General features: G+C 44.0%; 18 protein-coding genes. 3 read left to right on the top strand and 15 right to left on the bottom strand.

What is annotated here, in order from left to right; genetic code table 11:
- Window positions 1–161 precede the first annotated feature (161 nt).
- From GZH31_RS02485 to yjjG, 3 genes are read left to right on the top strand one after another with little or no spacing between them, the layout of a single operon-like run.
- A complete protein-coding gene (locus GZH31_RS02485; RefSeq protein ID WP_036971173.1) occupies window positions 162–1,061 on the top strand; it encodes a phosphoribulokinase in 900 nt (299 codons plus the stop codon).
- A 49-nt stretch (window positions 1,062–1,110) separates the two neighbouring features.
- Window positions 1,111–1,650 (top strand): inosine/xanthosine triphosphatase, encoded by a 540-nt coding sequence (yjjX, locus tag GZH31_RS02480; protein ID WP_065978158.1) that lies wholly within the window; start codon window positions 1,111–1,113, stop codon window positions 1,648–1,650.
- Between the two features lie 12 nt (window positions 1,651–1,662).
- Window positions 1,663–2,337, top strand: a complete 675-nt coding sequence (yjjG, locus tag GZH31_RS02475) for a pyrimidine 5'-nucleotidase (RefSeq protein WP_074988828.1) — start codon at window positions 1,663–1,665, stop codon at window positions 2,335–2,337.
- Between the two features lie 276 nt (window positions 2,338–2,613).
- On the opposite strand, the gene lpxC is transcribed toward yjjG, so the two are convergent.
- The 15 genes from lpxC to rsmH all read right to left on the bottom strand — a co-directional run bounded on the left by lpxC (window position 2,614) and on the right by rsmH (window position 19,856).
- Complete coding sequence (gene lpxC / locus GZH31_RS02470; RefSeq protein ID WP_036971181.1) at window positions 2,614–3,525, bottom strand: UDP-3-O-acyl-N-acetylglucosamine deacetylase; 912 nt, start codon at window positions 3,523–3,525, stop codon at window positions 2,614–2,616.
- Between the two features lie 102 nt (window positions 3,526–3,627).
- The gene (gene ftsZ, locus GZH31_RS02465; protein ID WP_036971183.1) at window positions 3,628–4,878 is read right to left on the bottom strand and encodes a cell division protein FtsZ; all 1,251 of its coding nucleotides are present in this window, start codon (window positions 4,876–4,878) and stop codon (window positions 3,628–3,630) included.
- A 21-nt stretch (window positions 4,879–4,899) separates the two neighbouring features.
- Window positions 4,900–6,132 carry a cell division protein FtsA gene (gene ftsA / locus GZH31_RS02460; protein WP_036971185.1) on the bottom strand — a complete coding sequence of 411 codons (1,233 nt, stop codon included), beginning with the start codon at window positions 6,130–6,132 and terminating at the stop codon, window positions 4,900–4,902.
- Window positions 6,129–6,908 carry a cell division protein FtsQ/DivIB gene (locus GZH31_RS02455; protein WP_065978161.1) on the bottom strand — a complete coding sequence of 260 codons (780 nt, stop codon included), beginning with the start codon at window positions 6,906–6,908 and terminating at the stop codon, window positions 6,129–6,131. Before GZH31_RS02455 ends, ftsA begins: the two co-directional genes overlap by 4 nt.
- 1 nt (window position 6,909) lies before the next feature.
- On the bottom strand, window positions 6,910–7,830 hold the full coding sequence (locus GZH31_RS02450) for a D-alanine--D-alanine ligase (RefSeq protein WP_074988827.1): 921 nt from the start codon (window positions 7,828–7,830) through the stop codon (window positions 6,910–6,912).
- Window positions 7,827–9,263, bottom strand: a complete 1,437-nt coding sequence (murC, locus tag GZH31_RS02445; RefSeq protein ID WP_374027191.1) for a UDP-N-acetylmuramate--L-alanine ligase — start codon at window positions 9,261–9,263, stop codon at window positions 7,827–7,829. The genes GZH31_RS02450 and murC overlap by 4 nt, the downstream gene beginning before the upstream one ends.
- A gap of 14 nt (window positions 9,264–9,277) precedes the next feature.
- Window positions 9,278–10,354 (bottom strand): undecaprenyldiphospho-muramoylpentapeptide beta-N-acetylglucosaminyltransferase, encoded by a 1,077-nt coding sequence (gene murG, locus GZH31_RS02440; RefSeq protein ID WP_036971193.1) that lies wholly within the window; start codon window positions 10,352–10,354, stop codon window positions 9,278–9,280.
- Window positions 10,351–11,526: a cell division protein FtsW gene (ftsW, locus tag GZH31_RS02435; RefSeq protein ID WP_036971195.1), complete on the bottom strand. Its 1,176-nt coding sequence runs from the start codon at window positions 11,524–11,526 to the stop codon at window positions 10,351–10,353. Before ftsW ends, murG begins: the two co-directional genes overlap by 4 nt.
- Window positions 11,523–12,848: a UDP-N-acetylmuramoyl-L-alanine--D-glutamate ligase gene (gene murD, locus GZH31_RS02430; RefSeq protein WP_180311342.1), complete on the bottom strand. Its 1,326-nt coding sequence runs from the start codon at window positions 12,846–12,848 to the stop codon at window positions 11,523–11,525. Before murD ends, ftsW begins: the two co-directional genes overlap by 4 nt.
- Window positions 12,849–13,931: a phospho-N-acetylmuramoyl-pentapeptide-transferase gene (mraY, locus tag GZH31_RS02425; protein ID WP_036971198.1), complete on the bottom strand. Its 1,083-nt coding sequence runs from the start codon at window positions 13,929–13,931 to the stop codon at window positions 12,849–12,851.
- On the bottom strand, window positions 13,925–15,313 hold the full coding sequence (murF, locus tag GZH31_RS02420) for a UDP-N-acetylmuramoyl-tripeptide--D-alanyl-D-alanine ligase (protein ID WP_118843976.1): 1,389 nt from the start codon (window positions 15,311–15,313) through the stop codon (window positions 13,925–13,927). The genes mraY and murF overlap by 7 nt, the downstream gene beginning before the upstream one ends.
- Window positions 15,310–16,788, bottom strand: a complete 1,479-nt coding sequence (gene murE / locus GZH31_RS02415; RefSeq protein ID WP_118843975.1) for a UDP-N-acetylmuramoyl-L-alanyl-D-glutamate--2,6-diaminopimelate ligase — start codon at window positions 16,786–16,788, stop codon at window positions 15,310–15,312. Before murE ends, murF begins: the two co-directional genes overlap by 4 nt.
- The gene (locus GZH31_RS02410) at window positions 16,781–18,598 is read right to left on the bottom strand and encodes a penicillin-binding transpeptidase domain-containing protein (protein ID WP_036971205.1); all 1,818 of its coding nucleotides are present in this window, start codon (window positions 18,596–18,598) and stop codon (window positions 16,781–16,783) included. The genes murE and GZH31_RS02410 overlap by 8 nt, the downstream gene beginning before the upstream one ends.
- Window positions 18,595–18,921: a cell division protein FtsL gene (gene ftsL, locus GZH31_RS02405; RefSeq protein ID WP_065978166.1), complete on the bottom strand. Its 327-nt coding sequence runs from the start codon at window positions 18,919–18,921 to the stop codon at window positions 18,595–18,597. The genes GZH31_RS02410 and ftsL overlap by 4 nt, the downstream gene beginning before the upstream one ends.
- Entirely contained in the window at window positions 18,921–19,856 is a 936-nt protein-coding gene (gene rsmH, locus GZH31_RS02400; protein ID WP_036971210.1) for a 16S rRNA (cytosine(1402)-N(4))-methyltransferase RsmH, read from the bottom strand. The genes ftsL and rsmH overlap by 1 nt, the downstream gene beginning before the upstream one ends.
- Between the last annotated feature and the right edge of the window lie 13 nt (window positions 19,857–19,869).

The following is a 19,869-nucleotide window of genomic DNA, read 5'->3' as shown; positions in this document are numbered from 1 at the left end:
TCTCGTTTTAATTTTTATTGGCTCATGATAGCGTTATTTAATCAGGCAGTCACTTGACCTTACTATGCTCGACCTTTATAACTAGGACGTGTTCGTTTTTTATCAGTTTTTCTGATTGGTAAAAGTAACACTGCACGGCTTAACAAATAACGAGAACAACTATGTCAGCTAAACACCCTATCATCGCAATTACCGGCTCATCTGGCGCTGGCACCACCACCACCACCAATGCCATTAAGCATATTTTTAGAAGCTTAAATATAGATGCGGCCTTTATTGAAGGCGATAGCTTTCATCGTTATACACGACCAGAAATGGATAAAAAAGTGCGAGAAGCACAGCAAGAAGGTAAACATATCAGTTATTTTGGTCGTGAAGCGAATGACTTTGGTGCGCTTGAGCAACTGTTTTATCAATACGGCGAAACAGGCCAAGGTAAAATCAGACGTTACTTACATACCTTTGATGAAGCCGTTCCTTATAATCAGCTACCGGGGACTTTTACACCCTGGCAAGACTTAGAATCGAATACAGATATACTCTTTTATGAAGGCTTACACGGCGGTGCAGTAGACCAAGATCACGATGTCGCGAAGCATGTTGATTTATTGATTGGTATGGTGCCAATTATCAATCTTGAGTGGATCCAAAAACTAATCCGCGACACCTCAGAGCGAGGCCACACGCGTGAAGCGGTAATGGGATCTATTATTCGTAGTATGGATGACTATATAAACCAAATCACCCCTCAGTTTTCTCGTACTCACATCAATTTCCAGCGCGTACCGACTGTAGATACTTCAAACCCATTTAGTGCAAAAGATATTCCCTCGCTTGATGAAAGCTTTGTGGTTATTCGCTTTAGAGGTATTGAAGATGTGGACTTCCCCTATTACTTACGCATGATAGAAGGCAGCTTTATGTCACGTATCAATACGCTAGTGGTGCCTGGAGGAAAAATGGGCTTAGCCATGGAGCTGGTACTAACACCACTCATTAAAGATATTATTCTAAAAAAACGTGCCCTTGAAAATTTAGCCCCCGTTGACTTGCCGATTTAAATGACTCGGGTACACTGCTGACTCAGCCTGGAATGATGGAGTAGTCAGCTTGAAAACGACATTAAATGTAATTGTGGGATCTAAAAATCCTGTAAAAGTGAATGCTGCTAAACATATTTTTAGCCTTTACTTTCCTGAGCACACCATTCAGTGCCAAGGTGTTCACGCACCGTCTGGCGTCCCCGACCAACCTTTAGGTGAAGATGAAACCCGCATAGGGGCAGAAAATCGCGTAAAATACTGCCAAGCGCATTACGAAGCCGATTTCTACACAGCAATGGAAGGTGGCGCAGAGCAATTTAGTTACGGCGCAGCAACGTTTGCATTCGTCGTTATTGCCAATAGCGAACAATTCAGTGTCGGTCGCAGCAGCAACTTACCTTTACCCCCTCCTTTCTTCAAGGCATTACTTGCGGGTAAAGAGTTGGGCGATGTGATGGATGAAGCTTTCAATACCGTCAATATCAAACAGCAAGGTGGTGCAATTGGCTTATTAACCAATCACAATGCAACACGCGAAAGCACCTATATACAAGCGCTTACATTGGCTATGGCACCGTTTTTACACCCTACACTTTATAACCAATAAACTTGGAATATCATGAAGTATACACATGTTTTATTTGATGCCGATGAAACCCTGTTTAGTTTTAACGCATTTGCAGGTCTTAAAGTAATGTTCGCCAATTACGGCGTAGACTTTACAGAGACAGATTATCATGACTATCAATTAACCAATAAACCACTATGGGTTGCCTATCAAAAGCATGAAATTACTGCCAATGAGCTACAGATAACCCGTTTTACCGAATGGGCAAACAAACTCAATGTGCCCGCTCAAACGCTTAATGATGCCTTTTTAGAAGCGATGGCATCTATTTGTGTGCCATTGCCCGGTGCCGTTGAGCTACTCAATAAGCTAAAGCCTCACGCAAGATTGGGTATCATTACCAATGGTTTTGCCAAACTTCAGCAAAAGCGCCTAGAGCATACAGGACTGCAAGACATGTTTGATTGGCTGGTGATTTCTGAGCTAGTGGGTAAAGCCAAACCCGCACCCGAGATTTTTCAACACACTTTTCAGTTAATGGATAATCCACCGAAAGAACAGATTTTAATGGTGGGTGACACCGCAGCCAGTGACATTCTCGGTGGCCATAATGTTGGCATTGATACCTGCTGGCTTCAGCACCCTGGCGTTGAGTTACCTGAAGGGATTACACCCACCTACCAAATAAATCAGTTATATGAACTGGAAGCTATTCTTGGTTTATAGCAACTCAAAATGATTAATACCATTCCGCTTAATTTAGTGATCTATTTTGAGGCAATAAAACCGCGTTGATAACAAGGCAAAAATTTAGTTATTTAGTTGTTCTAAATCAGAAATTTTTAACGCAGGTAGCGACTGGTTTAATCACTCAAAATGATTAAGTATTTTTGCGGAATGGTATAAGTATTTTTGCGGATTGGTAATACAAGTTATGCTTATCGTAAAGCAAAAAAATGACGCTTTAAAGCGTCATTTTTTATAACTGTAATATGCGTGCGATTAAGCTGTTGCTACTTCTAGGCCTGGTGCTGGCATCGTCACTGGCGTATCGAATGTTGCCCATTCCCATGCTGACTCAGTCGCCATAATTTTACGAAGTAACTTATTGTTTAAATCATGGCCTGACTTATAAGCCGTGATTTTACCTAGAATGTTATGGCCCGTCATAAACATGTCACCCACACAGTCTAAGATTTTGTGTTTAACAAACTCATCACTGTAACGTAAGCCGTTTGGATTCAATACTTTAAATTCATCCAAAACAACTGCGTTATCCATGCTACCACCTAAGGCTAGGTTGTTTGCATGCATATATTCAATGTCTTTCATAAAGCCAAAAGTACGCGCACGGCTGATTTCTTCAGTGAAGCTTTGTGCCGTAATATCTAAACCAATACGTTGGCGACTTTCATTGATAGCAGGATGATCAAATGCGATCTCGAAATCGATGTGAAAACCATCGTATGGTTCGATCTCAGCCCATTTATCACCTTCTTCAATACGTACTTTTTCTTTAATACGAATAAAACGCTTAGCTGCATTTACTTCTTTAATGCCGCCTTTTTGTAACAAGTAAATGAATGGTAATGCACTACCATCCATAATAGGCACTTCTGAGCTGTCTAATTCAACAATTAGATTATCAATACCCATTGCCGCTACCGCAGCAATTAGGTGCTCAGTCGTTGATAAGCGAACACCATCTTTGTTTGTTAAACAGGTACACAATTGCGTATCACCAACGGCTTCAGGTGTTGTTTCAAAATCAACAACCGGATCAAGGTCCACACGACGAAATACTATCCCAGTATTTGCGCTCGCAGGTCGGAGAGTAATAGTGACCTTCTCACCTTTATGAAGTCCAATTCCTATGGCTTTGACTACTTCTGCAATCGTACGCTGTTTAATCATAGGTTCGCTCACTTATAGTTACAGTTAGACGGCGGATTGTATCATAAATACATCCAGCTGCCAAATTTGTTTATTTATCGAACAAATTATCAGTAAAAAGCCTTAGTCAGCTTGCTTTCTTAAGAAAGCGGGGATGTCAAAATAATCGCCACCCTCTGATTTATCAGACTTTTTATTGCTCTCAGCTGTCTTTGACGAGACAGAGCTGCTTGTTGTGCTTTGCTTTACAGGCTCTTGCTTTTCAGATGTTGCTGACATGCTCACATCATCACTGCTGCCTTGACTTGCAAAGCTTGGTACATACATGCTGCTAGTCGTTTGGTTCATTGAGCTTTGTACATCAGAGCCTGATGCTTTCTTAAAGCCATTATCAACGATGCCAAACTGTGGACGACGATCGCCCCCTAAACCTGTTGCAACAACAGTTACACGTAACTCGTCGCTCATTTCTGGGTCAATTACCGCACCAACAACCACGGTTGCATTTTCAGACGCTAATGCTTTAACGTGGTTACCCACAATTTCAAATTCTTCAATCGCAATATCCATGCCCGCAGTGATATTAACAAGAATGCCTTTAGCACCTGTTAAATCAACATCTTCAAGTAATGGACTTGAAATAGCGGCTTCTGCTGCTTCTTGTGCACGGTCTGGGCCAGATGCTGACGCTGTGCCCATCATCGCAGTTCCCATCGCTGACATTACAGTACGTACGTCGGCGAAATCCACGTTGATTAGACCTGAGCGTGTGATTAATTCTGCAATGCCTTGAACAGCACCAAATAACACGTCATTTGCTTTTGCGAAGGCATCTAATAGTGTAGTCCCTTTGCCTAAAACTTTAAGCAATTTATTGTTCGGAATTGTAATAAGAGAGTCTACAATTTCTGACAATTCATTAATGCCTTGTTCAGCCGCTGCAGCACGCTTTTTACCTTCAAAATCAAACGGACGAGTAACCACTGCAACCGTTAAGATCCCTAACTCTTTTGCAATTTTTGCAACCACAGGCGCAGCCCCCGTACCTGTACCGCCACCCATACCGGCTGCGATAAAGACCATGTCAGCGCCTTCAAGGCTAGCACGGATAGTTTCAGCGTCTTCTTCTGCTGAATTACGGCCTACTTCAGGGTTTGCACCCGCACCTAAACCAGAGGTGATCTGTGTACCTAGTTGCACGGTTACATCGGCAGATGAATTACGTAATGCTTGTGCATCCGTATTTGCCGCAATAAAACGTACACCTTCAATTTGTTGTTTTACCATGTGTTCAACAGCGTTACCGCCGCCGCCGCCCACACCAATTACTTTAATGACAGCTTCTTCGCTGTGCTGTTCCATCATATCAAACATCTTTACTCTCCGACTTGAGCTTTAAAACTCACCTTGGAACCACTTCGTAATACGGTTCCACCAATTATTATCACCTTCAGCTTTCGATTTTTGTGCATTCATCGATTGCATAGTACGGCCGTATTGTAACAAACCAACCGCGGTCGCGTACGAAGGATCATCCACATAATCTGTCAAACCAACAATCCCGATTGGTTTGCCAATTCTGACTGGCATTTGGAAAATGTCTTCTGCCACTTCCATTGCCCCTGTCATTTTTGCTGTTCCGCCAGTGATGACGAGACCCGCAGCAATTTGGTCTTCTAAACCTGAGCGGCGTATTTCTTCCATAGCCAGCTCAAATAATTCTCTAAAACGCGGCTCAACAACCTCAGATAAGGTATGACGAGACATAATACGCGCAGGTCGCCCACCCACACTTGGCACTTCAATCGTGTCTTCGTTGCTCGCCATTTGGCTGCTTGCACAGGCATATTGTACTTTGAGTGACTCTGCATGTGATATAGGTGTTCTAAATATTTTTGCAATATCACCCGTTACTTGATTACCCGCAACAGGAATAACGGCTGAGTGACGAAGCGCACCATTAATATAAATGGTGATATCCATTGTACCGCCACCAATATCCAGCACCGCTACCCCTAACTCTTTTTCATCATCAGTCAGTACGGAATAACATGACGCTAATGCAGTAAAGATAAGTTGGTCCACTTCAAGACCACATCGCTCTACACATTTTTCAATATTTTTTGCCATGTCGTTTGAGCAAGTAATAATGTGGGCTCGCGCTTCCATTCTCACGCCACTCATACCCAATGGGTTTTTAATGCCTTCTTGCATATCAATGCTGTATTCTTGCGGTAATGCATGCAGCATTTTGCGCTCTGCCGAAATTGGCACTGAACGCGCAATATGAATCACATTTTCAATGTCTTCATCTGTCACCTCGGTGTTGTTAATAGCAACCACACCGCTTTCATTCTGACACTGAATATGCTTACCAGAAATACCTAAGTACACTGAACTAATGCGGCAATCGGCCATCAGTTCTGCTTCGTCAATAGCACGACGAATCGATTCAGAAACAAGGTTAAGGTCGTTTACGCCGCCTTTATCCATACCATGCGATACCTGGCTGCCTACCCCCACAATACTGAGCTTATTATCTGCGGTGATTTCACCAACGGTGGCCACTACTTTTGAGGTGCCAACGTCTAATCCAATCACTAGGTTTCTTTCTGCTGACTTAGTCATGCCTTACTCTTATTTTCTAATTGTTCTTCTTGAAGTGGCTTCCAGCTCACTGCAAGACCGGTATCGTACCGTAAATCAACAACATCAATTTGTGCATCTGCACGTTGTTCCATGCGCGGATAAACGTCAATAAAACGTTGTACACGCTTCGCTTTTTCTTTGCGGCCTAAATTCAGGCGTATGCCGTTATCAAGCCATAACTGCCACGAAAAACGCTCAGAGAGCGCTAAACTTGTCAGCTCTAAATCATTCACCCTTAGCATTGCTTGAAACTGACGAAAAGCCGTCCAAGCTTCTATTTCACTGCCTTCAGGGCCATATAGCTGCGGTAGCGTATCAGGTAATTTATCACTACTTGCTTGGAACACTTCCCCTGATTGATTCAAGAGTAAATCACTGTTCCAATGGGCTACCGCTTGGTGCTCAACCACATACACTTGTAAGGTATCTGGCCACTGTTTTCTTACCGATGCCGTTGCGACCCATGGCAGACTTTGTACCAAGCGTTGCACATGTTTGACATCCAATTCAAAAAAACTCGATAAGTCGGCTTTTTTTATCGCACTAATAATTGCTTTTTCATCAGTGTATTGAGGCTGTCCAAGCACTGATAAATGCTTAATTTGCGCATCTTTGTTTTCAACCAACCAATCAGACACCCCTGTGGTAATCTTTACTAAAGAAAAAATGACCACCAGAAAAAAGCTCACACCAAAAATCAGCGACCAATTAAGTTGCTGTTTTAACTGTTGCGCTTTCTTCAAAAAAGGATGCATATTAAAGTGTTTGCTCCAGAATGCGAACAACTAATTGTTCAAAACTTGCACCATTGGCTTTAGCCGCCATTGGCACCAACGACTTTTCGGTCATGCCTGGGACTGTATTCACTTCTAATAAGTAAAAATTCCCCTGTTCATCACGCATTGCATCAACACGCCCCCAGCCACTCGCGCCAACCAAATCAAAGGCTTTAAGAGCCATATCTTGCAATAATTGTGTTTCTTGCTGAGATAAATCTGCAGGGCAATGGTACTGCGTGGTATTTGATTGATACTTAGCCTGATAGTCGTAAAAACCATTCGGTGTTGTCATTTCAATAACAGGCTGAACATCTTGACCTAAAACAGCAACGGTAAATTCACGACCCGTAATCCATTGCTCTACGAGTACTTGGCTGTCAAATTTAAAGGCCGCATTTAAAGCGGCATCTAACTGCTCAGCCGTATGCGCTTCAGCCATACCAATGCTTGACCCTTCATGTGATGGCTTAACCATCACCTTACCAAATTCATTTATGATTGCTTGGCTATCAAACTCATGGCGGCTATCGACAACGGTGTAAGGTGCAGTGCTTAAGCCCATTGCTTTAAATAAATGCTTACAACGCACTTTATCCATAGCCAATGCAGAACCCAATACATCACTGCCAGTATAAGGAAGTCCCATAAATTCAAGCGCACCTTGAATCGTACCATCTTCACCGCCTCGGCCATGAAGTGCGATAAATACTCGTTCAATATTGCGCTCTTTTAATTGCCAAAGAGGCTGTTCTTTAGGATCAAATGCGATGGCATCAACGCCAACACTCTGCAATGCGTTCAATACGGCTTGGCCCGATTTAAGCGAGACTTCTCGTTCAGCTGATGTACCGCCAAAAAGAACTGCTACTTTGCCAAATTTGTCGCTTGTCTGGCTCATACATTTACCTGCTTAAGTTGTTCAATAGACAAGTTGCTTGCTGCTAACTTTTTCACTAATTGGCCTATGTTACCAGCGCCTTGCGTTAAAACTAAATCATTATCTTGCATTACATCAGCAAGCACACCTGCAAGCTCTGCACTGCTTGCTACATGCAATGGCTCTTTGCCGCGTTGGCGTAAACTACGACATAAACTCTTACTGTCGGCACCGACTATGGGCTCTTCACCTGCAGCATAAACATCAAGCAGTAATAACTGATCGACATCGGCAAGTACTTTAACGAAATCTTCGTATAAATCTCGAGTACGGCTATAACGATGCGGTTGGTACACCATGACTAACCGTTTATCTGGCCAGCCTTCACGTACAGCAGCAATGGTTGCGGCCACTTCAGATGGGTGATGCCCATAATCATCGACTAACATCACATTACCGCGTTCATTTTCAAATGTGCCGTAATGTTGAAAACGACGGCCTACACCTTCAAATTTTACCAGCGCTTCTAAAATTGCATTATTTGCAATATTTTGATCTTTTGCCACCGCAATCGCAGCGGTTGCATTTAATGCATTGTGCTTGCCTGGCATATTCAAGCTAACAGCTAAGCTTTCACCGTGTTTATTCACTACATTGAATGAACAGGTATTGGCTGTCTGGCTAAAATCAACCATGCGGTAATCAGCATCGGCCGATTCACCGTAGGTGATCACTGGGCGACCAAAACGAGGAATAAGCTCTGCAGCCACCTCAGAATCTATGCAAACAACCGCTAAACCGTAAAATGGCAAGTTATGAATAAAGTCGACATAGGTGTCTTTCATTTTATCAAAACTGCCACCATAGGTATCCATATGATCTTCTTCGATATTCGTGATCACCGACACCATCGGCTGTAAGTGTAAAAACGACGCATCACTCTCATCGGCTTCGGCAATTAAAAAATCACTTTTCCCAACCTTTGCATTACTACCCGCACTGTTTAGCAGGCCGCCAATAATAAAAGTGGGATCAAGCCCTGCTTGTGCATAAATGCTCGCAATTAAACTTGTTGTCGTGGTTTTACCATGTGTTCCTGCCACGGCAATGCCATGACGAAAGCGCATTAATTCTGCAAGCATCTCTGCGCGGCGAACAATCGGAATACGCGCCGCTTTTGCTGCTTTAATTTCTGGATTTTGATCGTTAATCGCACTTGATACCACGACCACGCTGGCATCTTTGACATTATTTTCATCATGCCCGATAAACACTTCTGCGCCGACATGAATCAAGCGTTCTGTCATGGCACTGTGTGCGATATCTGAGCCGGTAATACGGTAGCCTTCAAAAGCAAGTACTTCGGCAATGCCACCCATCCCTGCGCCACCAATACCAATAAAGTGGATGGTGTCAATTCGACGCATCGCAGGACGAGTGCTGTTTTCTTTCATCGTGCTTTCTTTCACTACTTATCTCTTCTATTTGCTAGCTGCTCACAGCACTTCGCAACATTGGCTGTGGCATCTAAAATGGCAAGCTGTTTCGCTTTACTTGCCATAGTTGAAATTTTTTCTGGTGCGTTTAAGTAAGGTGATAACACATTCACAACCGCATCTTTTGTAAACTCACTTTGCGGCATCAGCAAAGCGGCTTGCGCGGCGACTAAATACCCTGCATTAGCCGTTTGATGGTCATCCACTGCATGTGGAAACGGCACAAATAGAGCCATTCGACCCGCCGCAGCGATTTCACTTACTGTCAATGCACCAGCACGGCAAATTACCAAATCGGCCCATTGATAAGCGCTATCCATATCATCAATAAATTCAGTCACTTTGCTAAAATCAGCTAACCCTAACTGTTGATAGCTCGCGGTGACATTAGGTTCATTATTTTTACCCGTTTGGTGCCATATATTAAGCGTTGTTTGCGCTGAAAGCTCACTGAATACAGCCGGTAAAGTCTGATTCAATACTTGCGCCCCCAGCGAACCACCGACCACTAGCACATTAATCGGCGTTTGCGTTTGCTTAGCCGTTACCGTCGCAACACTAGCGCGCACTGGGTTACCAACGATTTCACACTGCCCTTTAGCAAAAGCCGAAGGAAAAGCAGCCAAAACCTTATTCGCACACTTTGCTAACCAACGGTTACTCATACCTGCCACTGCATTCTGTTCATGAATAACCAGAGGGATCCCTAAGCTTTTTGCGGCAATTCCTGTTGGGCCTGTCACATAGCCGCCCATGGCGAGTACGACATCAGGCTTTTGCGCTTTTAAAATTTTACGCGCCTGCAAAATGGCATTTATCACCATAAAAGGGGCTTTAATCAAGCGCTTTATACCATTACCGCGCACACCTTTTACGTTAATAAAGTCAATTTCAATATTGTGTTTGGGCACAACATTGGCTTCCATTCTATCGGGTGTTCCAATCCAGCTTACCTGCCAACCTTGCTGCTTTAAAAAATCTGCAACCGCAATGCCAGGGAAAATATGCCCACCGGTGCCACCAGCAACTACAAGTAATTTTTTACTCATCGTTTGCCTCCGCGTGAGGTAGCTTGCTTTGTCGCCATTTTGGTTTCAAAATCAATTCGCAAAAGTACACCTGTTGCGATGGTCATAATTAATAAACTAGAACCACCGTACGAAATAAACGGCAAGGTTAAGCCTTTGGTCGGTAAGATCCCCGCACTTGCGCCCACATTTACCATGGTTTGAAAGGCAAACCAAATACCAATCGCAAAGGCAAAATAACCTTCATACTCTTTACCGCACTTCAACGCTTTTTGACCAATAAGCAAGGCTCTAAAAACAAATATTGCAAGCACCACTAAAATACTTAACACCCCAAAAAACCCTAGCTCTTCACCTATAACAGCGAAGATAAAGTCATTGTGTGCTTCGGGAAGGTACTGTAGCTTTTGCACACTATTACCTAAGCCTTGACCAAACCAACCACCTTGACTGTATGCCATTAGCGACTGTACTAATTGGTAACCTTTTCCGAACGGGTCTTCCCAAGGTTCAAGAAAGCCTGTAACACGTGCCATACGGTAAGGTTCAGCAATAATCAGCACGACTACCGCAGCAATCCCCGTTAATATAAGACCAAAGAATTGCCATAGTTTTGCACCCGCTAGAAAGAGCAAGCCCACCGTCGTAACAAACAGAACCACTACGGTACCTAAGTCAGGCTGCATCAATATCAATAAAGCATACACACCAAACACGGCTAACGGCTTAAAGAAGCCTTTCAGGTTTTCTTGCACTTCTGCGCGCTTACGCACTAAGTAGCCAGCAATATAACTAAAAAAATACAGCTTAGCGGCTTCTGCCACCTGAAAACCAATGGGTCCTACTGGTATCCAGCGCTTTGCACCATTGACCTCACGACCAACTATCAATACCAGTACCAGTAAAGCTAAGCCCAGCAAGAGTAAATAAGGGTTGCTGCGTTTCCACCAATCCATTGGGACATTGGTGGCTATCCAGAATAAGAAAAAGCCCATAATTAAGAACATGCTATGGCGAATAATGATGTGATAAGGATTATCAAATAAACGCTCAGCAGTGGGCATCGATGCACTGGTCACCATCACAAAGCCAACCCCAATCAACATCAACATGCAATACATCAACGGCACATCATAAAGTTGTGCAGATTGTTTAGGTGTAAGCGCGTCACGAATATCAGCAAATGCAATCATACTGCCTCCGCCAATACGCACTGGGTAAAATCATCCCCACGCTGCATATAGTTGTTATACATATCTATGCTGGCACAAGCGGGGGCAAGTAATACGATATCGCCCTGATCACTCAGCTGTTTTGCAAGTAGCACTGCTTCATGCATGTTGTTAGTAAGGTGGCCTTTATCTGAAAGCGCCACTAATGCTTTTGCATCTTTACCAAAGCAGACCAAGGCTTTTACTTTGTCGTTCAAATACGGTTTTAGGGCATCTAAATCAGCCCCCTTCGCATCGCCACCGGCAATAACAACTAATTGCTTTGCTTGATCGGCTAGGCTTTCAATTGCGGCGATAGTCGCGCCAACATTCGTTGCTTTTGAGTCATTAAAATACTTTACACCACTAATTTCAGCGACAAACTGACACCGGTGCGCAAGTCCAGTAAAGGCACTAAATGCTTGCAGATAGTGCTCGGCTGTGATTTCAAATGGGCTTAATAACGCCATCACTGCCAATGCATTTTGTTGATTATGCGAACCCACAACATTTAAGCTGCTTACAGGTAACAGAGGCTTACCTTGTGCTGCAAAATATTGTTCACCCTGTTGATCAACTAAAGAGTAATCGGCATTACGAAGTGCAAAGCTTAACTGCGGCTGCTTTGCAGTGTGTGTTGCCGCATCAATGGCATTCACAACACAAAGTGCTGCGCCATTATAGATACGTTGCTTCGAGTCGATATAAGCTTGATAGCTTGGGTAGCGATCTAAATGATCTTCACTCACATTGAGTACACACGCACTGTGTGCTTTTAAGCTCTGGGTGGTATCAAGCTGAAAACTTGATAACTCAAGCACAAAAACATCGTAGTCATGCGCTAATAAATCAAGTACAGCTGTGCCTATATTACCGCCAAGGCCCACTTTATAACCCGCAGCTTTGAGTACCTCAAATGCCAGCGTCACCACGGTTGATTTTCCGTTTGACCCCGTCACTGCCACAATAGGCTTATCTGTTAAGCGCGCGAAGAGCTCAACATCGCCAATCACTTCTACCCCCGCAGCCATTGCTTTTGCGACTGCCGGCGTTGTTAAACTAAGCCCAGGGCTGATAATAATGATGTCGGTATTGCTAAGCGCTGCATTATCTAAATCACCAAAGTGGGTAACCAGCTCACTCGCATGCTCAGCTAGCCAATCAGCACCTGGCGGCTGCTCTCGGCTATCCACAACCTTTGGCTGAATATTCTGAGACAATAAAAAACGCACAATGCCCAGACCGGTTACACCGAGTCCGAGCACTGTTATGTGTTTATTTTTAATCTCGTTAATTACTGTCATTTACCTGATCTTCAATGTCGCAAGGCCCGCAAGCACGAGCACAATCGAAATAATCCAAAAGCGCACAATCACACGTGGTTCTGGCCATCCCTTTAACTCATAATGGTGATGAATAGGCGCCATTCTAAAAATGCGCTGCCCACGTAACTTATATGAACCGACTTGTAAAATTACCGATAAAGCTTCCATCACAAACACACCGCCCATAATAATGAGCACTAATTCTTGGCGAACTAATACCGCAATAATGCCCAGTGCGCCGCCAAGCGCAAGCGAGCCTACATCGCCCATAAATACTTGTGCTGGGTATGTGTTAAACCATAAGAAACCAAGCCCTGCACCCACAATCGCGGTGCACACCACAACCAGTTCGCTTGCCAGCGGTAAATGAGGAATATGTAAGTAGCTAGAGAAATTCACGTTACCCGTTAAATAAGCAATAATGGCCAGAGCCGACGCGACTAAAATAGTCGGAACAATTGCTAAACCGTCAAGCCCATCCGTTAGGTTTACCGCGTTAGATGTGCCGACAATAACAAAGTAAGTCATGACGATATAAAACAAGCCAAGTTGTGGCAGTACATCTTTAAAAAACGGCACTACTAACGATGTTTCAGTGCCTTGCTGCGCAGTAAAATAAAGTGCGCTTGCCACAACTAAAGCGATCACTGACTGCCAAAAGTACTTCCACTTAGCGATGAGACCTTTGGGGTCTTTACGAATTACTTTGCGATAGTCATCAATAAAGCCCACTACGCCTAATGATCCCACAACAAATAACGTTGCCCACACATATTTATTTGATAAATCAGCCCACAACAACGTACTGGTAAAAATCGCACCAAGAATCAAAATTCCGCCCATAGTAGGCGTGCCTTTTTTAGACAGATGAGATTCCGGACCATCATGGCGAACCACTTGACCAATCTGCATTTTTTGTAAACCGCGAATAAGCTTAGGGCCATAATAAAGTGAAATAAGTAAGGCGGTTAAAATACCTAAAATCGCTCGCAGCGTCAGGTATGAAAACACATTAAAGCCGCTGTAATACTGTGTTAAATACTCTGCCAACCACACTAACATGACGTTACCCCATTGTTGCCATCTTGCTGGCTGTTAACTAAATCTGCTACCACAAGTTCCATACGAGAACTTCGCGATCCTTTCACTACAATGGTGGTCTTTTGCTGAGATTCAGCGAGCACACTTTGTAATTGTTGTAATAATTGCTCACGGCTTGAGAAATGACGATTTGGCTTTTCAAAAACATCACTGGCCGACTTACTCAATACGCCAAGGCTGTAAAGTTCATCAATGCCCTTTTGCTGAGCATACTCACCCACTTGTTGGTGATAAAAACGTGCTTCTTCACCAAGTTCGCCCATATCACCCAAGGCGAAAATACGGCGTCCGGGCATATCGCTCAATAAATCAATGGCTGCTTTAACTGACTGCACATTTGCGTTGTAAGTATCATCAATTACCGTTAGCTTATCTGATACTTTCAGTACGTTAACACGTCCCTTTACTTCGCCCATGGATGCAAGCGCAGTTGCAATACTGTCTAAACTCACACCTAATTCAGTGGTTAACGCGGTAGCGATAAGCGCATTAGCAATATTGTGCTTACCAGGCAAAGCAAGCGTTACAGGGACTTTGTGCTCTGTTGTACACAGCATAAATGAAGCGCGCGCTTGTTCATCAAGCACTATATCTTCAGCCCAATAATCTAACTGTTGTGTGGTAGAAAAACGCTTTACTGTTCGGTGAGTCAGTTTATCTAACCAATAATCAGCAAAGTCGCTATCACAATTAACAATGGCAACCCCATCCGGTTTTAAGCCATCGTAAATTTCACCCTTCGCTGTCGCTACGCCTTGTAACGAGCCAAAACCTTCTAAGTGCGACGCGGCAACATTACACACAACAGCCACATCTGGTTTTGTCATGGCAACAGTGTAAGCAATCTCACCAATATGATTAGCACCCAATTCAATCACGGCATATTCATGCTGAGGCTCAAGGCACAACAATGTTAGCGGCACACCAATATCGTTATTAAAGTTGCCTTTAGTCGAGAGCACTTCACCGTGGCCTGACAGAATTGCTGCACACATTTCTTTTACGGTCGTTTTACCAACACTGCCTGTTATTGCGATGGTTTTTGGTGAGACTTCTGCCATCACCGCCGCCCCAATATGACCCAGCGCAATGCGAGTATCTGCGACAACAAACTGCACAATATCAACGTTAACAGGGCGCGCAACAATGGCTGCAATCGCCCCTTTTTCTTTTGCTTGCGCTACAAATTTATGGCCATCAAAGTTAGGCCCTTGTAATGCTAAAAATACTTCACCCTCGCACAGTGTGCGTGTGTCGGTATTTATATTTTTCACTTTGTGATTACCACCGCGGTAATCGGTTGCTAGAACCTGTGCTAGCCAATCAAAATCCATCGGGATCATAACTGCGCCCCTTGCGATTTTTCTTTTAGTTGTTGTTGTACATATTGGCGGTCGCAGAAGTCGATACGCTGATCGCCAATAATTTGATAGTCTTCATGGCCTTTGCCTGCAATAAGAATCACATCATCGGCATTTGCTTGCTCTATTGCATAACTAATTGCACGAGCACGGTCTGCTTCGCAGTGCGCGCGCTCTGGGTGCTCAAGTCCTGCGACCACGTCAGCAATAATTGCATTTGGGTCTTCACTGCGTGGGTTATCGCTGGTGACGATAATACGATCAGCATTACCTTCAGCCGCTTTTGCCATCATTGGACGCTTGCCTTTATCGCGGTCACCGCCACAGCCAAACACACAGCTCACGCCCCCGGGGACATGCTTTTGTAAAGCCTGCAATGCCAGTGCAAGTGCATCTGGTGTATGTGCATAGTCAACAATACAAGTTGGTTGACCCGGTGCGCTAAACGCTTGCATGCGCCCAGCAACCGGTTGCAATGATTTACATGCGTCTACTAACTGTGAAAGCGGGTAACCCATACCTAATAGCGTGGCCATTGCTGCTGCTAGGTTATAGAGGTTAAATTCACCAAATAATGCAGATTGCACCTCAGCGTGACCCCAGCTTGTTTCGAACGTTGCCGAAATACCGGTGTTGCTATAAACGACATCGCTAAAATAGACATAGCGTGCGCCTTTCGGTGCTAAATTTTTATGGCCATAACAAATTAGGTTATTGAAGTCGTACTTTTCTAACCACTGTTCGACTTGTGCATCGTCTTGATTAAGCACAACAGTTTCTGGATTATGATCACGCAGCAACATCAATTTGGCATCGCCATACGCATCCATTGTGCCATGATAATCTAAGTGATCACGCGACAAATTGGTAAAAACGGCGGCTTTAAACTGACAATGATCAACGCGCTGTTGCACCAGACCATGCGATGAAACTTCCATTGCAACCACATTCATGTGTTGATCACGTAGTTCAGATAAAATACGTTGTAAATCAACACTTGATGGAGTGGTATTGGCTAAGGGTGTTAGCTGTTCAGGGTGACCATAACCCAGCGTACCAATAACCGCTGCAGATTTATGGCATTGCTGCGCTAAATGCGCGATCATTGCCGTCGTTGTTGATTTGCCATTGGTGCCTGTTACGCCCACTAAATCTAACTCAGCAGAGGGCTGTTGGTAGAATGCAGCAGCGAGTGCTGGCAGCTTTTTAGCTAAATCAGACACTAAGTAAAGTGGTTCGAAATGACTTTCAAACTCACATAAGCGATCAGCAATCACAGCAACCGCACCACTTTCAATGGCTTTCTTTATAAACTGGCCGCCATCAAGCTGATGGCCTTTAATTGCCACAAATACATCACCGGGATGAACATCGCGACTATCTAGACGCAGTTGATTGACTAATAAAGAATTAGCCTCCACGTCAATATGATTAAGAATGGGTTTTAAATCACGCATCGTTATCTTTGCCTTCCACGTACGCAACCGCATCTTTGTCCGGTGCGACGTTTAAAATTCTTAAGGCATTGGAGACAATCTCTGCAAATGCAGGACCTGCCGTCGCTCCGCCATAATAAACATCTCCACCCGGTTCATTTATCATTACCACAACAGCTAAACGAGGATTGCTGGCTGGCGCTATACCTGCAAAATAACCGACATATTCGTCACCATAACCACCCACAGCGGCCTTTTTAGAGGTCCCTGTTTTACCCGCTGCACGGTAGCCATCTACGTGAACTTTTTGTGCCGTACCGCCTTTTTCAAATACACTTTCCATCATGTGAACAACGGCTTCAACATCCTTTTGTTGAAAAACACGCTCGCCTTCAGGAATTGAATCTTGCTTCAGCACAGTCAAAGGACGCATAACGCCACCCGACCCTAACATGGCATAAAAACGCGCCATTTGTGCCGTGCTTACCGCTAAGTTATAACCAAACGATAAAGCGGCAATTTCGTGATCAGACCAACGACGGTGTGGATAAAATAAGCCACTACTTTCACCGACCATTCCGGTGCCGCTGTCACTGCCAAAGCCAACTTTTTCATAAAGGCCCACAAAATAGTCTTTCGGTACGGTTTGGCTGACCTTCGTCACACCCATATTACTTGAGTACTTTAAGATTTCTCTTAAGCTCATTTCGCCGTGATTACGCGTGTCTTGTACTAAGCTCCCGCCCACGCGCATCCAGCCTGGGTAAGTATCAATAATTTCATCCGGTTGGATTGAGCCGTAGTCTAAACCAGCCAAAATGGCTAGTGGCTTAACAGTCGAACCCGGTTCAAACAAATCGGTAATGGCACGGTTACGGCGTTTGTGTGGTGCTGCGTCTGATAAGTTATTCGGGTTGAATGAAGGGCTATTAACCATTGCCAGTACTTCACCGGTTTTTACATCTACGACCATAGCCGAGCCCGATGTTGCTTTGTAAGATAATACGGCTGACTTCACCGCTTTATAAGCAATGGCTTGAATACGTTGATCAATACTTAAATGGATATTCTCTGGTTCTACACGCTCACGCTCATCAAGTACTTCAACTTCGCGGCCTTGGGCATCTTTACGAATAGTACGCTGGCCTTCAACACCGGTTAGTTGTTGTTCGTATAGTTTTTCGATTCCTTCGATTCCATGACCGTCGATATTCGTAAAACCAATCACGTGCGCTGTCACTTCGCCAGCAGGATAATAACGTTTTGATTCGTCGAGTAAATGAATACCAGGCAAACGTAAATCACCAATATAATTAGCAACCGCAGGCGTTACCTGACGCTTTAAATATACAAATCGGCGTTTCGGATTATCGCGCAGGCGCGCATTGATTTTAGTTGGCTCAATACGCAGTACATCCGCCAGCTCACGCCAACGAATATCATTGCTGTAATAAGCGGCAATGCGTCTATTTAATTCTGCGGTGTTCTCTGCCAGTGCATTTTGATCTTCACCATTTTTACGCGCTTGGCGAAGCACTTTGCTGACCAACGATTTATGCAAGGCTTTGGGGTCTGCATACACACTAACCACAGGCACACTTACCGCCAGCTCTTTGCCATTGCGATCAAAGATCATACCGCGTTGTACATGTTGTTTTTCAACACGTACTGTGCGTTTATCACTTTCTGAACGCGCTTTGTCTGGTTCAATTACTTGCAAAAATGCGGCACGCGCTACCAGCGTCATAAAGACTAAAAATACAACCGAGCACACCAGCATAAAGCGCCATGTGATCAAGGTATTAGTTGGCTTTTTCCTTCTGCTTATCATTGCAGTATTACCACCTTTTCGTCTTGGCTGGTTGGCCGTTTCATTTCTAATTGCATGGTTGCAACTTCTTCGATACGTGCATGCTGTGAATAAAACTCTTCTTCTACCAACAAGTAGCGCCATTCAAGGTCTAGTTCATCACGCTCTTGCAATAACTTATCTTGTTCTATTAACTGTTGACGAGCTAAGTGAGTTACCTGCACGACACTCAAGCTCGATGCGAGAATCACAACCAACAAGGCCAAGGTCAGCTTATTAGCTCCTAGGCCTTTGAAAATCTCTACAAATAAATTTGGTTGGCGATGTGTCGCTTTTGCTTTCATTACAACCTCTGTGCAACCCTTAGCACCGAGCTGCGCGAACGAGGATTTAATTCAATTTCTTCCTTGCTCGGCTTAATGGCTTTACCCACTGCTTTTAACGTCAGGTTTTTATTTATTTGTGCATCTGTTAAAGGCAGACCTCTGGGTATCGCCTCTCCCTTACTCTGTTTCTTAATAAACTGCTTAACAATACGATCTTCGAGTGAGTGGAACGAAATAACCACCAGCCGTCCACCCGGCTTTAATACTTCAACAGCAGCTTGAAGTGCCGTTTGAATTTCTTCGAGCTCACTGTTGATATAAATTCGAATCGCCTGAAAGGTGCGTGTTGCAGGGTGCTTATGTTTATCTTTTACTGGCACGGCTTGATCAACTAAATCAGCCAATTGTTTGGTACTGGTAATCGGTGTGTGCTCGCGAGTTTCAATAATTTTATGAGCAATACGACGACCAAATTTTTCTTCACCAAAGGTTTTGATCACATGGGTAATGTCTTCAAGTTCCGCTTCGGCTAACCACTGTGCAGCACTGCGACCGCTGGTTGGGTCCATGCGCATATCAAGCGGGCCATCTTTCATGAAACTAAAACCGCGTTCTGCATCGTCTAGTTGAGGTGATGACACACCAATGTCTAATAAAATGCCATCGACTTTACCAATTAAGTCATTGTCTTCCGCCACCGTTTTTAAATTAGAAAAACGGGTATGGGCAATTGAAAAACGGGCATCATCAGCAAATTTTTCGGCAGCTTTAATAGCTTGCGGATCTTGGTCGATTGCTTGTAAGCGACCGTGATCATTTAGACGCGCTAAAATTTGTCCTGAGTGTCCACCGCGACCAAATGTGCCATCCATGTAAATACCTTCGGGCTTTATGTCCAAAGCATTTATGGTTTCTTCCATCAGTACAGAGACATGTTCAAATTGCGCTGTCATTAGCTATTTTTTG

The organism is Pseudoalteromonas sp. JSTW (genome assembly GCF_013423925.1).
GTDB lineage: Bacteria > Pseudomonadota > Gammaproteobacteria > Enterobacterales > Alteromonadaceae > Pseudoalteromonas > Pseudoalteromonas lipolytica.
The sequence above is the reverse complement of the archived record's forward strand: the minus strand, read 5'-3'. Positions and strand labels throughout refer to the sequence as shown.